The organism is Luteitalea pratensis, assembly GCF_001618865.1.
In the GTDB taxonomy this organism is placed as follows: domain Bacteria; phylum Acidobacteriota; class Vicinamibacteria; order Vicinamibacterales; family Vicinamibacteraceae; genus Luteitalea; species Luteitalea pratensis.
Window position 1 is genome coordinate 1,592,076 of sequence record NZ_CP015136.1, and the last position, 13,909, is coordinate 1,605,984.

The following is a 13,909-nucleotide window of genomic DNA, read 5'->3' on the forward strand; positions in this document are numbered from 1 at the left end:
TATGAGGGTCGGGCATATTACTCACCTGACGGCGTGACCGTGACGATCACGCGCCGATACCGTGTCAGCCGAGGCGTTCCATCGTCGGTCACCGCGAGAATGATGTGCATCGTCCCGGTGCCGGGCGGCATGACGCGTTCCGTGGGGACAGTGAACGAGGCCCTTGCCCGATCGAAGTCCTGAATCATGACCGGCTGGCCCGTGCGGCCGCTGGATGTCGTGAAGGTGCCTGCTTCGCCGTAGTAGAACCACTCGTACGACAGCGCGTCGCCGTCGGGGTCGGTCGAGCCTTCCGCATTCAGCTCCACACGCTCGCCAGGCCGTGCGGAGAACGCGTCCGCGTGCGACAGCTTCGGCACCGGCGGATGGTTGGCCTTCCCGTACGGCTCGATCGTCCAGTCCATGCGCGCGGCGAAGTCGTTCTGGTACGCGGCGCGCCAGCGCCAGATCGTCGCGTGGTTGCTCGTATGCCAGCGGCCGTCGGCACCGCGGACCTCATCGACGGCATCGGTCCAGAAGGGGCGCGTCTCCGGCTCCTGGAACCACCTCTGTGTCCGCGGCATGTACCTCTCGTAGCGGCCGCCCCACCCGCCCCAGTCCGGATGGTCCGGAACATTGAGGCCGTTGCCCACGAGACCGAGAAAGCTCGGCGTGTCGCCTTCCATCAGGAACTCGACCTGCGGGTACTGCGCGCCGAGTGGTCCCTTGCTGCGAATGTGCCGCCCGAGCCAGGGATTGTCGACGATGTCGAAGTCGGCGCCCGTGAAGCGTGCGTGGAAGTTGTCGCCGCTGATCCCGCTCCACGTCGCGAAATGGTAGGCGCCGCCCGCGTGGAGGCCAGGGCTCGCGATGTAGAAGAGGTCGGGGAACGTCTTCCGGATCCATGGTCCGCTGTCGTCCTGGTCGGAGATCGTGTAAACGCGGAGTTTCGAAACGAACCGGGCCAGATCGACCGGCGACCGCGTCGTTCGGACCTTCCACAGCGCCTGCGCAAGCACGTTCGGCCCGCCCCATACCGGGACCCACAGCGGCCGGCTGTCTTCGCGATCGACCGCTGCAATCAGCGCCTCCGAGCCTGGCGAGTCCTTGCCGGCGCCGACGGCCGCCATGCCAAACGCGGGCAACCCCTCACTGATGACCGACAGAAGACGCTCGGCTGTGGGGAAGCCCGGTTCGTGCGTCTCCAGGTTGTCGCGCACCTTCCCGTAGGCCTGCACGATCGCCTGAATGCGCAAGGCCGCGGTCTTGTCGCGCTGGTGGATCGACGTGGTCGCGACGAGGCCCTCGACCTCGAAGTGGTTCGCATACGTCAGGAACCGCACCATCGACTGCGCATCGTCCGGCTCGTTCCCGATGTCGGTGAGAACGAACACGCGCGGCCTGGCCTCGACCGTCTGCGAGATCTGCGCCTGTGGTTCACCGACGATGCCAGCGACGACGACGGCGATGAGGGCGCCAGCGTGGTGTCGTTTCATGATTCGTGGCCTGCCTCGCCGGCCGCAGGGTATCTCGTCCTCCAATCACGACGCGAGCAGTCGCCTCAAGACCGTGTCGGCCGGTGTCAGCGTCACGCCGAATGTGCGTGCGTCTTCGCTGGCATCGATGATCACGTCCTGCTGCTCGAGGCTGGCTGCCAGGCCGCCGATCGCGGCATCGTGCGGCGGAGGCAGGCTCGGGACCGGCTGTCCCGGCTCGATGCTTCGCACAGGCACCGGACGTCCCAGGATGGTGGCGGTCTTCTCGACGATGTCGCTCCACGAGATCGCGTCCGGCCCGCCGAGGAGGAGGCGACGATTCATGGCGGCGCCATGATTGACGGCACGGACCGCGAACTCCGCCACGTCGTCGACGGCGATGAACGAATGCCGCGCCCGGCCGCCGCGCACGAGCGATACCGGCATCCCTGCAGCGAGCGCGCTGCCGACGAGCAACCCGAACCAGACATCGAGAAAGATGTGCGGCGCGATGATCGTCCATGCCAGCCCACTTTCGCGAAGGTGATGCTCGGTCCTGGCCTTCGCGGCAAAGAGCGGGACGGGACTGCCCACATCGACGAACGCGACAGAGACGAATACGAACTGCCGAACGCCGGCTCGGCTCGCGACGTCGATCAGCGCGCGGTTGCCATCCAGATCGACGGAGTCGACGTTGTCTGCGCCGCCGCGCTGGGCCGAGTTCGCGGTGGTGATCACGGTGGTCACACCCCGGCAGGCGGCTGCCAGCGAGGCGGGGTCCTTCAGGTCACCCACGACGCTCTCGGCGCCTTCGAGCGTCGTGGGCTGCCGCACCAGGACGCGCACGGGCTCGCCGCGCGCGAGCTGCTTGCGCGCGATCATGCCACCGAGCATTCCACTGGAACCGACGACGAGGTTCATGCCCGCTCCCCCCCGGATGGGCGAAGTGTAGCGGTGCTGCCATCGGCTGCCTAGTGGTTGTTCGATTGGTGCCAATCGACGTCATCACGATGGCCTCGTCCGGCGTATGATCGCCGGCATTCCCATGCGACGGGACGCGTTGGTCACGGGCCGGTTCATCAACCGCATCTTGCTTGCAGCGGCGGTATTCGCGTCGATGGTCGCCACACCCGGAGCTGGCGCCGACACGCGCGTCATCTCACCTCCCGGTGTCCGCCTGGTCGGTCCTTACAGCCCGGGCGTGTTCGCCGGTGACTTCCTCTATGTCTCGGGGCAGGGCGGACGCAATGGCGATGGCCAGCTTCCCGACACGATCGAAGGCCAGGTGCGCCAGGCGCTGCTGAACCTGAAGGCCATCGTCGAGGCGGGCGGGCTGACGCTGGAGCACGTCGTCTACAGCCAGGTCTACCTGACCGACATGGCGCATCACGACGTGATGGACCGTGTGTGGCGGGAGTTCTTCCCGGCGGCGCCGCCGGCGCGCGCGGTCGTGGGGGTCTACCGGCTTCCGACCGACATCGCCGTCGAGATCAACGCCGTTGCCTATCGCGATCTCGGACGCCGGCAACCGATCAGGCCGGCCGGCACCCCGGCGTCGCTGTCGTGGTCGCCAGCCATCCTGGCCGGCAATCGATTGTTCCTGTCGGGATCGCTCGGTGCCGACCTTGCGACGGGCCGCGTGCCCGACGATCCTGCCGCGCAGGTGCAACTCGCGCTCGACAACATGCGACTGACGCTGGCGGCCGCCGGGATGGACTTCCGCCACATGGTCTTCGTCAATCCGTACCTCACCGGCGCGGCCTCGCGCCAGATGAACGCCATCTACGCCAGGCACTTCGAGTTCGGCAACACGCCGGCGCGAGCCACCATCACGGTGACGAGCCTTCCAGGCGGCAATACGATCCAGTTCACGGGCGTGGCGATCGCCGACCTGGTCTTGCGGCGAGCTTTCAGGCCGAAGAACATGCGGCCGAGCGCGACTGCCAGTCCGTGCGTCATGGCCGACGATACGTACTATTGCTCGGCCAAGGGGCCGTTCACGCCCGGCCCGGCCGAGGGACCGGATCACCTTCAAGGCATCTGGGCGAGCACCGTCGAGGCGCAGGTGCGGCAGTCGATGCGGAACCTGCTCGACGGACTCGAGGAAGCGGGACTGACGCTTGCGAGTGTCGTGTCGGCCAGCGTGTACCTGGACGACATGAACGACGTCGCGCGCATGAACCGCGTCTATGCCCAGTACTTTCCCAGTTCGCCGCCCAGCCGCACGACGGTGGCGCAGGTGGCGCCGGCCGATCGCGGACCGCGCAACGACGACACGTTTCCCGGCCTGGAGCAGATCTCGCTCGTCGCCGTGAGGGATGCACGATGAAAGCGAAAAGCAAACGCACTGAAAGGTAGCGGCCCGCCGAAAGGTAGCGGCCGGCTCTCCGAGCCGGCCGATCCGCAGCTCAGGAGAACTCATGCAGGACGACATCCAGTTCGACTCACAGCACGACGGCGTCACGCGGCGCGACCTGTTTCGGATCGGCAACGTCCTGGCGATGCCTGTGCTCATGGGCGCCGCGAGCACGCGCGTGGACGGCGCGGCGGCTGGTCCACTCAAGCCAGGGCCGGAGATCTACCAGTCCATCGGCGTCGAGCCCGTCATCAACTGCCGCGGCACGTTCACCATCATCGGCGGGTCGGTGGAACGCCCTGAAGTGCGTGCAGCCATGGACGCGGCCTCGCGCTATTTCGTGCAGATCGACGAGTTGGCTGCCGCGGTCGGCCAGCGGCTTGCCGAGTTGACCGGCGCCGAATGGGGCATGGTGTCGGGCGGATGCGCGGCGGGTCTCAAGCACGTCACGGCGGCATGCGTGACCGGGGGCAACCCCGAACGCCTGGTGCGCATCCCTGACCTCACCGGTTTCGACAAGACCGAGGTCGTCAGCCCACGCTACTCGCGCAACGTCTACGACGCGGCGGTCCGCAACGTCGGCGTGACGATGATCACGGTCGAGACGATCGAGGAGCTCGAGCGCTCTCTTGGACCGAGAACCGCCATGATCTACCTGCTGGCCGGCGACGAGAGCACATCCGGGCCGATGTCGCTCGAGAACGTCGCGAAGGTCGCGCGACCGAAGAATATTCCCATCCTCATCGACGCCGCGGCCGAGGGACTGACAAGGCCCAACGTCCACCTCCAGGCAGGCGCGGACGTCGTCGCCTACAGTGGCGGCAAGGCACTGCGCGGACCGCAGTGCGCGGGGCTCCTGCTCGGTCGCAAGGACCTGCTGCTGTCGGCCTGGCAGGCGAGCGCGCCGCACCATGGTGCCGGCCGCGACAACAAGGTCGGGCGAGAAGAGACGCTCGGCATGCTGGCCGCCGTCGAAGCCTGGATGACGCGCGATCACGCGGCCGAATGGAAGACGTGGCTCGGCTGGCTGGACACCGTCGCCAAGCGCGTCTCGGCCATCCCCGGCGTCACGACCGGCGTGCGGGAGCCCAACGGACTCTCCAATCGGAGTCCCTCGCTGAGCATCACCTGGGATCCCGCGAAGCTGCACATCACCGGACCGGAACTCGCCGATCAACTCGCCCGGACGAAGCCGAGGATTGCCGTCGGCGCGGGTGGTGGACGCCCGGGCGCCGGAGCCGAGGGCATGACGTCGATTTCCGTGACCGCCTGGATGATGCAGCCCGGTGACGACAAGGTCGCCGCCGATCGCATCCACGGCGTGCTGAACGCGACGCGCGCCCCGCGAGTCACCGAGATGCGCGCCCCGTCGGTGAACGTCGCCGGCCGGTGGGACGTGGACATCACCTTCTCCAGCAGCCAGGGCCGGCACTCCCTGATGGTGGAGCAGGACGGCAACTGGCTACAGGGCGCGCATCAGGGCGACTTCAGCGCCCGCGACCTGACAGGAATGGTGGAGGGCAGCGACGTGGTCATCCGCAGCGTCGAGCGCCGCCCGGGCAGTTCGGTGACCTTCACGTTTTCTGGCACCGCGTCGGGCGACACGATGTCGGGCCAGATTCACATGGGTGAGTACCTGACCGCGACGTTCAAGGCCACGCGGCACAAGTACGGCGGACAGCGCACCCGAATCACCGTGCCGCAGGGGCCGCCATTGGCAACCTAACGCCTAACGCCTAACGCCGTTCCCGCCAACAGCCTGCGGCTTATGGCTCATGGGTTGCGGCTTACAGAGCCGGGCTTACGAACCCGGAACCCGGAATCCGGTTTACGCGTGCCCGGTACCCGGTACCCGGTACCCGGCCTACGGCTGACGCGTCGCGGGCCGGCTGAACACGGCGCCGTGCGGGATGCCCTTGGCGTTCCCACCGTGCGGCCAGGTCTTGTCGTCCATCCGGAAGCCTGGCTCGGTGGCGCCGTCTTCGCGGAAGCGCGCGTCCCACGCGAGCTGGCCGGTCGCCGTGTCGAAGCGGGCGATCATCACCCGGTGCTGCATGCCCTTGTAGCCGGTCACCACGACCCGTCGCTGATCGGGCGAGATCGCGATCCAGTGCGGGACGTCATCGGGGCCCAGCGACACACGGCTCACTTCACGCGGCGCCGCGGGATTCGAGATGTCGAGACTGACGACGGCGCTCCAGGCGGGGACGGTGACCAGGTAGTAGTGGCCGGCAATGACCGGGATGGCGCAGTAGGTCTCCTTCTTCTGCGGGAACGATGCGACGAGCCGTGCGGAGGGCGTGTCACCCGCCAGTCCTTCGACCAGGTACAGGCCGCAGTTGAATGTCGACACCAGCAGCGTCTTGCCATCAGCCATGAGTCGCGGCTCCGCGGTGAGCAAGCCCTCGTTGCCACCGGGACCGTCCGGCAGCGCGATCGTGTGGAGCAGTCGCAGGTCCGCGAGACGCCACACCTGCAGGTTCCGGGAGGCTGCCGACGCCGAGTCCATGTCGGTCGTGGTCGTCACGATGCGATCGAGGCCAGCGACGATGCCGCCGCTGTAGACGCGCAGCCCAGGATCGGTGCCTGGTGCATCGGCCGAACTCGAACGTACCGGTGCGGCGGCGGGCGTCAGTTCCACGAGTCCGCCCGGACTCATCTTGCCCGCCTCGTGGCGCATCTGGAAGGTGGCCAGCACGTTGCCGTTCGGCAGGCGCAGGAACGAGTGCGGATGAGCGTAGCCCTCAACGTCACCGAACTGCTTCACGATTCGCGGCCGCGACCGATTGCCGAGATCGAAGACGAAGCTCTGGCCCGTCGCGAACCCGTTGGCGAAGAGCTGACCGTCGGCTGGCATCTCGTGCTCGGTGTGGTGCGGGCCGTTGGCGCGGCCAGGCACCGGCAGGGTGGTCACGAGGCGGCCGTACCGCTCCCCCCGGTCGCTGACGTCGAGGACCGCGAGGAAGTCCGGTTGCGCCTTGTCGGCAGACGCGGTCCAGAGGTACAGGTACTCGGCGGCCGGAGGAGACGCGGGCTCGGGCGCACGTGACGTACACGCGCACAGTGCGCCGAGCAGGAGAGCTGCACTTGATCTGGCCGTCACCATCGCGCCACGATACACGAGATGCCGCATGGTCGGGCAATGGCCAGAGGATGGGCGAGGCGTAAGGATGACGTTGCCTAACGTCCAGGGCGGCGGTCCCGGACAGCTTGGCGACGTATGATGCCGTGACACCATGGAAGTTCCGCTCACTCCGCTCGAGTTCATGCGGCGCACGCGCCGGCTGTACGCCAGCCGCGAGGGTGTCGTCGATGGCGCACAGCGGTGGACGTACGGTGCGTTCTTCGATCGATGCGACCGCTGGTCTGCGGCCCTGCAGCGTCTCGGCGTGCGGCCGGGCGATCGGGTCGCCTACATCGCGCCCAACACGCACGCGCAGCTCGAGTCGTTCTACGCCGTCCCGCAACTGGGCGCCGTCCTCGTCCCGCTGAACTTCCGGCTGGTGGCCGACGACTTCCGTTACCTCATTCAGCACAGTGGCGCGACGGTGGTGTGTGTCTCGGCCGCCTACCAGGCGAGCATCGACGCGATCCGCGACGACCTGTCCAACGTCGCACACTTTGTCGCCCTCGACTCTCACGGTCACGGGCCCGGCCCGCGCTGGCTCCAGTACGAATCCCTGATCGAGGAGGCGACCGGCGACTTCGTTCGGCCCGCCATTGCCGAGAACGATCTCCTCGCCATCAACTACACCAGCGGCACGACGTCTCGCCCCAAGGGCGTGATGATCACGCATCGCAATGCCTGGGTGAACTCGGTCGGCATGCTCGCGCACACGCCGATGACGACCGCCGACTGCTACCTGTGGACGTTGCCGATGTTCCACGCCAACGGGTGGACCTTCACGTGGACGGTGACGGCGGCCGGTGCCCGGCACGTGTGCCTGCCGCAGTTCGATGCCGCGACCGTGTTTCGCCTCGCGAAGCAAGAGCAGGTGACGCGGTTGTGCGCAGCACCGACCGTGTTGATCATGCTGGCAAATGCGCCTGCGGAAGCGAAGCAGGGCGCACCGCGCGGGCTCGGCGTGATGACTGCCGGGGCGCCACCGGCAGCGGTTACCATCCAGCGCATCGAGGATGAACTGGGCTGGGTCGTCACGCAGATCTACGGCCTGACCGAAACCGCACCGGCGATCAGCATCTGCGAGCCGCGCCCGGAGCACGCGGTGCTTTCCGGCGACGAGCGGGCCCGGATCAAGGCACGGCAAGGCGTGGAACTCATCACCTCCGGTGAGCTTCGCGTGGTGGACGACCAGGGCCGTGAGGTGCCCGCGGACGGCAAGAGCCCAGGTGAGATCATCGCCCGCGGCAATGTCGTCATGGCCGGGTACTACAACGATCCCGAGGCGACGGCGGCCTGCATGGGCAACGGGTGGTTCCATACCGGCGACGCGGCGGTCGTGCATCCCGATGGCTACGTGCAGATCACCGATCGGCTGAAGGACGTGATCATCAGCGGCGGCGAAAATATCTCGTCGGTGGAGGTCGAGGCGCTGCTGCTGCGGCATGAGGCGGTCCAGGAAGTCGCGGTGGTCGGTGTCCCGGACGAGACATGGGGTGAGTCACCGCACGCCTTCGTGGTGTTCAAGGCGGGCCGATCGGCGACCGCGGAACAACTCCAGGCCTTCTGCCGCGAGCACCTGGCCCACTTCAAGGTCCCGCACGGCTTCACACCGGTCGCGGAACTGCCGAAGACCGCGACCGGGAAAATTCAGAAATTCGTGCTGCGCCAGGGCCGACCCAACCTGTCGGCCCAATGAATACGCCGGAGCCTCATGACCCTCTCACGCCGTCAGTTCTCCCGCACTGCCGGGCTCATCGCTGGTTCTCTCGTGGCAGTGCCCGCCGATGCGCAGACCCGCGACGATGCCCGTCGGGAGGTACCGGACGTCATCCGTGCCCTTTCTCCACTCCCCGGAGCGCCGCCCTACATCACCGACGACGAGCGTCGCGCGCGCATTGGCAAGGCGCGCCGCCTGATGGCCGAACAGGGGCTGGGCGCGATCGTGCTCGAACCGGGGACAACCATGGCGTACTTCGTGGACGTGCGCTGGGGCCTGAGCGAGCGGCCGTTCCTGCTGGTCATCCCTGCCAGGGGTGAACTCGCGTACGTGGCGCCCGCCTTCGAAGAGAACCGCGCGCGAGAAATCACGAAGTTCACCAACGATGTCCGCGTCTGGCAGGAAGACGAGGACGCGACGGCCCTCGTCGCGGGCATCCTGAAGGAGCGGGGCGTCGCCACCGGCAAGGTGGGCCTCGAGGAACGCGTCCGCTTCTTCATCGTCGACGGCCTGCGCAAGGCCGCGCCCGCGATCGAGTGGACCCTGGCGACGCCGGTCACGGCGGGCTGCCGGATGATCAAGTCCGCGACCGAGATCGCGCTCATGCAGCACGCCAACGACATCACGATCGCCGCCTACAAGGCAGGGCTCTCGACGCTGCACGAGGGCCTGACCCAGAACGAGTTGCGCGACAACATCACGGCGGCCTACCGCGCGCTCGGGGCGTCTGGGCCGATCGACGTCAGCTTCGGGGAGTACACGGCGTTCCCGCACGGAAGCGTGCAGCCGCAGCGTCTCAAGTCGGGTGACGTCGTGCAGATCGACGACGGCGTCAGCTTCGGCGGCTACCAGTCCGACATCACGCGGACGGTGGTGTTCGGCACGCCGAGCAAGCGACAGGTGGACGTGTGGAATCTCGAGAAGAAGGCGCAGGCGGCGGCGTTCGCTGCGGCGCGCGTCGGTGCGACGTGCGAGTCGGTGGACGCGGCGGCCCGCAAGGTGATCAGCGACGCGGGCTTCGGGCCCGGGTACAAGGTGCCCGGCCTGCCGCACCGCACCGGCCACGGCATCGGCATGGATGGCCATGAGTGGACGAACTTCGTGAAGGGGAACACGACCAGGCTCGCGCCGGGGATGTGCTTCAGCGACGAACCGATGATCGCGATCTACGGCGAGTTCGGGATTCGCCTGGAGGACTGCCTGTACATCACGCCCGACGGGCCGAAGTTCTTCACCCAGCCGAGCCCGGCGATCGATCAGCCGTTTGCGTCGTGAAGTCCGCCTTTCGCCAGAACAGCGATGGCTTGCCAACCGTAGCTCGCCGTCAGGCGAGGACTCGAGCCCGAGGGTCTGTGGACCGGTCCGCGGAGATGTTGGTCGAGGTCCGCCTTCGCGACTGCGTCGCTTCGACGGACAACCTTCGCCAGAACGGCGATGGCTTGCCAACCGTAGCTCACGTCAGGAGGGGACTCGAGCCCGGCGCCCGAGGCGCGCAGCGCCGAAAGGCAAGGGCCTGAGGACCCTCTTCCGCGCCGAACGAACGTAGTGAGTGTTGGTGCGGAAGAGGGGACTCGAACCCCTACGAGATTGCTCCCGCCAGCCCCTCAACCTGGACAGAAGCGTGGCGGATGACAGCAGATCGTAAAGAACAGGCGCGATTCGTGCACCTCGTTAGTCGTTCGCCGCCGTCCGTGGCGCGGTCCTCTGGAATCTGTTGCACAGACTTTGCACACGGCCCCTTTGGTGCTTGTGTGACTCGGGGAAACGCAGTCTCATCTTCGAACACGCCACGTCGCCTCGCTGGGGCCGCATGCCGGCACTTGGGCGTCAGCACTGGGTGGACCATGAGGTGGGGCCGGCCTTGTGAGGAACACCCGAAGCCCCCACCATTTAGCGGCTCCGCTTCACACGGAGCCTTGGAGACGTCCCTTCTCGTGATGCCGCGCTGTTGCCGTGCGCCCTACACCGCGTCCATCGAGGAGGCGAAGCGTCTTGCGCGGACTCCCGCAGCTGCGACGGTGGGGACAATCGCCTCGGAGCGCTCCCATCCGGTTTTTCCCTCGCCAAGGTGGGACCACTCGACGATGAAGTGAATGCGCCTGTCCGGCCGCCAACGCAGCCATCAGAACGGAATGTCGTCGGAGACGTCGAATCGGGAGTTGCCTGCGTAGCGATAGAAGGACTTCAGTAACGCGGTCAGGCGCTGGACTCTCCCATCCTAGCTGACGAGAACCCGCGCGCGAAAGTGCGGATGTCCGCGGACACAGCCCCGTATCCCTTCCGAGAACTCTTGCACAGCCAGCGGCCCGCAGGCCGGCACTAGGGCCAGCGTGACAAGCAACAACCGGACAGCTGCCACTCGGTCTCCTGTCTCAGCGATTGGCCGCGAGGATGTTGGGAATCGACCAGATCTCGTAGGTCGGCGTGATGCGAGCGCTAACAGCAACACGGACCTCATCGCGTGTGACGTCCACGCTGAGAACACTTTCCGTTTCGATGCGCCGCTCGTAGTCGACCAAGAGCGACGAGCGAATCCCAGAGACCTGGATGCTTGGATTGGCAGGCGAGATGGTCGTCAGATGCCAGGCACCAAGGGGCGAAGAAGCAGGCTGAATGAATGCCACTCCGCGATCCGTCCAGCGCATCATCTCCGCTTCCGACATCGTCGCGTCGTTCAGAACGAACGCACGGTGTCAAAAAAGCGCCGTGTCGTCATGTGCCGCCGCTGCCATGCACCAGGGCGTTAAACGCGGGCGTGGCCACACGCGACGCCGCAAAGGGGCTGGTGCTCGGGTCACCTTTCCGCGCGGAGAGCGAGCGGCGCGACCTTCTGCTTGCGGGCGCTCAAGGCCGTGACGGCGGCACTTGGGCGGTGCGACGAAACCGACGCGCCAATGTCGGCACACGTAGTGACGGCGACCAAATAACCGGGAAGCCTGCGCCACCGTCGGCGGCGGTCCATTTCACGACGCTCTCGCGTCGGAGGCAATTGCTGCAAGGCGCGGTGCACAACCGTTCGGCTAAAGGACCACTGCATCTGAACGCGCGACAGCACGGGACTTTCAGACGTGAGACATCTGCGAGCCCAGGGATCTCCGTGCTGAACTGAAGGACCTGCGTCGGGGTGTTTCGGAAGTCGGGTTAGTCATTGCAGGTGACAATGCCCGCCTCAGCAGTACGAACGTGGCGACCAAGGAAGGTCGCGGCCCTCGAAGTCGAAGGCTATCCTCCCGGCCGCCAAGTCCGATCTTGCCATTCCCCGTTCGTTCAAAAGACCTCAGCCACTGACGCTGACGCGCGCCGGATGCGATTAGCTCCTCACAGTGGCCGGTTATTCTTGGGCGAGTCGCGGCGACCGCCCGCGGAGTTCGTCAATCCGTTTAGATGCGTCGGCCTTTGAGAGGGTCGCGTCGAATTCTTCGCCCGTCTCCCGGCATAGCGTCTCCAGATAGGAGCGCTGGGCGTCCGTCATCGGCTCATCACCGGTCTTCCACTCGTCGGGATCGCGTTGAAGCCCCGGCTGTTCCGTATCGTGGGATCCTTGGTTTGTCATGGGCGAACAGATTGCAAAACACGCGCCAGTTCCTCGGCAAAACGTCGATGAGCACCTCAGCCAGATTCATTGAACCGATGCTCCTTCTGCGAACTGATTCCCTTCCCTCCGACCGGGCATGACTCCACGAGCTCAAGCCCGACGGGTACCGCGCGGTTGCTTTCAAGCGGAATGAGGCCGTCCATCTTCGGTCGCGGAACGACTAACGACTTCAGTCCGCGATCCCGGGGTCGTGAAGCGCTCGCCACGCTTCCGGCACAACACCGTGATTGAGGGTCAGAATTGCGTCGTCCGTCTTTCAATGCTCTACAGAAGTGCGGCTCGGCCTCAGCCCCGGTGTACAACGTGTTCGACGAATCGTGCCCACGGGACAGAACGTCATGCCGAGCCGCTCCGAAGCGCCGCGAGCCGCTCGATAAGACGGCGCTGCCGACACTTCCGGACCCGGTCGGTACTCGGCACCGCTCAACGCCGACCTGTCGCTGTTAATTCAATCGGTGAAGGCCCACGGTTCGAAGAGCTCGTCGCCAAGCGTTGCAACAGCGTTTACGAGCCAGACCTGCGGTCAGGCGCTTGGATGAAAATGCGCGTGAACTGAGGGCGCGAGTTCGTCATCGGAGGCTACACACGCGGAACGAAGACGTTTGACGCGTTGGCGTTCGCGTACTTCCACGGCGGCAACTTGATCTAAGCGGCGAGCACGCGTAAGGGCGTCACGCTCGTCACGCAGCTGTTCCAGAAGTTCAAAGGACTTGAGATCCACGAGTACCCGTGCGCGTCGCGACCTCCTGAGCTGACGCTGTCGTTATACAAACCGGAAAATGGATCCGTATTCGATCTTGTCGGGAATCCGCGATCCCCAACGACGCCTGACCAAAGCGGCGGTCTGAGGCCGGTGCTGGCGGTGTGCGGGGCGGTCCTCCATAAGGCACCTCAGCCCGGGTCGCTCCGGCGCCGCGCGCGCCATGAGCACCTCCTGAACGCCCGGATCAGACGCATCGGGCCCCACCCGCGTGTAGCTACCGTCGCTGTGCATCTCCCACGATTGCCGGTGATCGCTCAGGCCTTCGCTGAGGATTTCCCACAGTCGTTCCCGTGCGCCGCGGTCGTGGACCGGCGTGACCGTCTCGACCCGGCACGAGAGGTTCCGAACCATCCAGTCCGCGGACCCGATAAGGAACTCGCCTGCGACTGGGTCATCGTGGCCGTTGGCGAAATGGAAGATGCGCGCGTGCTCGAGGAAGCGGCCGATGATCGAACGCACATGGATTCGCTCGCTGAGACCCGCGACGCCGGGTCGCAGGCGGCAGAAACCACGCACGATCAGATCGATCGTGACACCCACCTCGGAAGCCGCGTACAGCGCACTGATGACGTCGGCGTCCTCCAGCTGGTCATCTGGGCCACGATCCGCGCCGGACGTCCCGCCGCCACGTGTTCGATCCCTCGATTGATGCGATCAAGGAAGCCCTGGCGCATCGTCGCCGGCGCCACCAACACCGTCGGTAAGCCGGGACGCTCCGAACGCCCGGTCAAGTGATGGAACAGAGAGACCACGTCGGCGGTGATCGCGGCGTCGCACGTCAGCAGGCTGATGTCCGTGTAGAGCCGCGCGGTCTTGACGTGATAGTTGCCGGTGCCGAGATGCACGTAGCAGCGCAGCCCGTCGTCTTCCTTGCGCACGACGAGGGCCATTTTTTGCATG

General features: G+C 66.3%; 11 protein-coding genes. 4 read left to right on the top strand and 7 right to left on the bottom strand.

From position 1 onward, the window contains the following. Window positions 1-17: 17 nt before the first annotated feature. Window positions 18-1,475: a DUF1593 domain-containing protein gene (locus LuPra_RS06580; protein ID WP_110170012.1), complete on the bottom strand. Its 1,458-nt coding sequence runs from the start codon at window positions 1,473-1,475 to the stop codon at window positions 18-20. Window positions 1,476-1,520: 45 nt separating this feature from the next. Next, the gene (locus tag LuPra_RS06585) at window positions 1,521-2,375 is read right to left on the bottom strand and encodes an SDR family oxidoreductase (RefSeq protein ID WP_110170013.1); all 855 of its coding nucleotides are present in this window, start codon (window positions 2,373-2,375) and stop codon (window positions 1,521-1,523) included. 124 nt (window positions 2,376-2,499) lie between these two features. On the opposite strand from LuPra_RS06585, the gene LuPra_RS06590 reads away from it, so the two are divergent. Next, window positions 2,500-3,783: a RidA family protein gene (locus tag LuPra_RS06590; RefSeq protein WP_157898820.1), complete on the top strand. Its 1,284-nt coding sequence runs from the start codon at window positions 2,500-2,502 to the stop codon at window positions 3,781-3,783. 91 nt (window positions 3,784-3,874) lie between these two features. Continuing rightward, window positions 3,875-5,536, top strand: a complete 1,662-nt coding sequence (locus LuPra_RS06595; protein ID WP_234800761.1) for an aminotransferase class V-fold PLP-dependent enzyme — start codon at window positions 3,875-3,877, stop codon at window positions 5,534-5,536. A 138-nt stretch (window positions 5,537-5,674) separates the two neighbouring features. Here LuPra_RS06595 and LuPra_RS06600 read toward each other — a convergent pair whose 3' ends face one another. Continuing rightward, complete coding sequence (locus LuPra_RS06600; protein WP_157898821.1) at window positions 5,675-6,943, bottom strand: selenium-binding protein SBP56-related protein; 1,269 nt, start codon at window positions 6,941-6,943, stop codon at window positions 5,675-5,677. A 103-nt stretch (window positions 6,944-7,046) separates the two neighbouring features. Here LuPra_RS06600 and LuPra_RS06605 point away from each other — a divergent pair, with 103 nt between their 5' ends. Continuing rightward, complete coding sequence (locus LuPra_RS06605; protein WP_110170016.1) at window positions 7,047-8,630, top strand: long-chain-fatty-acid--CoA ligase; 1,584 nt, start codon at window positions 7,047-7,049, stop codon at window positions 8,628-8,630. Between the two features lie 15 nt (window positions 8,631-8,645). After that, window positions 8,646-9,926: a M24 family metallopeptidase gene (locus tag LuPra_RS06610; RefSeq protein WP_110170017.1), complete on the top strand. Its 1,281-nt coding sequence runs from the start codon at window positions 8,646-8,648 to the stop codon at window positions 9,924-9,926. Between the two features lie 1,097 nt (window positions 9,927-11,023). Here the strand turns inward: LuPra_RS06610 and LuPra_RS06615 are convergent. From LuPra_RS06615 to LuPra_RS34265, 4 genes are all read right to left on the bottom strand, one after another. Beyond that, window positions 11,024-11,314: an SDR family oxidoreductase gene (locus LuPra_RS06615; RefSeq protein ID WP_110170018.1), complete on the bottom strand. Its 291-nt coding sequence runs from the start codon at window positions 11,312-11,314 to the stop codon at window positions 11,024-11,026. Window positions 11,315-11,982: 668 nt separating this feature from the next. Next, window positions 11,983-12,204, bottom strand: a complete 222-nt coding sequence (locus LuPra_RS34260; RefSeq protein WP_110170019.1) for a DUF3072 domain-containing protein — start codon at window positions 12,202-12,204, stop codon at window positions 11,983-11,985. Window positions 12,205-13,009: 805 nt separating this feature from the next. Beyond that, a complete protein-coding gene (locus LuPra_RS06625) occupies window positions 13,010-13,594 on the bottom strand; it encodes a polyphosphate kinase (protein ID WP_110170020.1) in 585 nt (194 codons plus the stop codon). Further along, the gene (locus LuPra_RS34265) at window positions 13,528-13,908 is read right to left on the bottom strand and encodes a hypothetical protein (protein ID WP_110170021.1); all 381 of its coding nucleotides are present in this window, start codon (window positions 13,906-13,908) and stop codon (window positions 13,528-13,530) included. Before LuPra_RS34265 ends, LuPra_RS06625 begins: the two co-directional genes overlap by 67 nt. Between the last annotated feature and the right edge of the window lies 1 nt (window position 13,909).

What these genes read in the sequence shown, in the direction of transcription:
- LuPra_RS06590 (WP_157898820.1), top strand. Translation starts at nt 2,500, where the DNA reads ATGCGACGGGACGCGTTGGTCACGGGCCGGTTCATCAACCGCATCTTG.
- LuPra_RS06595 (WP_234800761.1), top strand. Translation starts at nt 3,875, where the DNA reads ATGCAGGACGACATCCAGTTCGACTCACAGCACGACGGCGTCACGCGG.
- LuPra_RS06600 (WP_157898821.1), bottom strand. Translation starts at nt 6,943, where the DNA reads ATGCGGCATCTCGTGTATCGTGGCGCGATGGTGACGGCCAGATCAAGT.
- LuPra_RS34265 (WP_110170021.1), bottom strand. Translation starts at nt 13,908, where the DNA reads ATGCAAAAAATGGCCCTCGTCGTGCGCAAGGAAGACGACGGGCTGCGC.
- LuPra_RS34260 (WP_110170019.1), bottom strand. Translation starts at nt 12,204, where the DNA reads ATGACAAACCAAGGATCCCACGATACGGAACAGCCGGGGCTTCAACGC.
- LuPra_RS06610 (WP_110170017.1), top strand. Translation starts at nt 8,646, where the DNA reads ATGACCCTCTCACGCCGTCAGTTCTCCCGCACTGCCGGGCTCATCGCT.
- LuPra_RS06605 (WP_110170016.1), top strand. Translation starts at nt 7,047, where the DNA reads ATGGAAGTTCCGCTCACTCCGCTCGAGTTCATGCGGCGCACGCGCCGG.
- LuPra_RS06585 (WP_110170013.1), bottom strand. Translation starts at nt 2,375, where the DNA reads ATGAACCTCGTCGTCGGTTCCAGTGGAATGCTCGGTGGCATGATCGCG.
- LuPra_RS06580 (WP_110170012.1), bottom strand. Translation starts at nt 1,475, where the DNA reads ATGAAACGACACCACGCTGGCGCCCTCATCGCCGTCGTCGTCGCTGGC.
- LuPra_RS06615 (WP_110170018.1), bottom strand. Translation starts at nt 11,314, where the DNA reads ATGTCGGAAGCGGAGATGATGCGCTGGACGGATCGCGGAGTGGCATTC.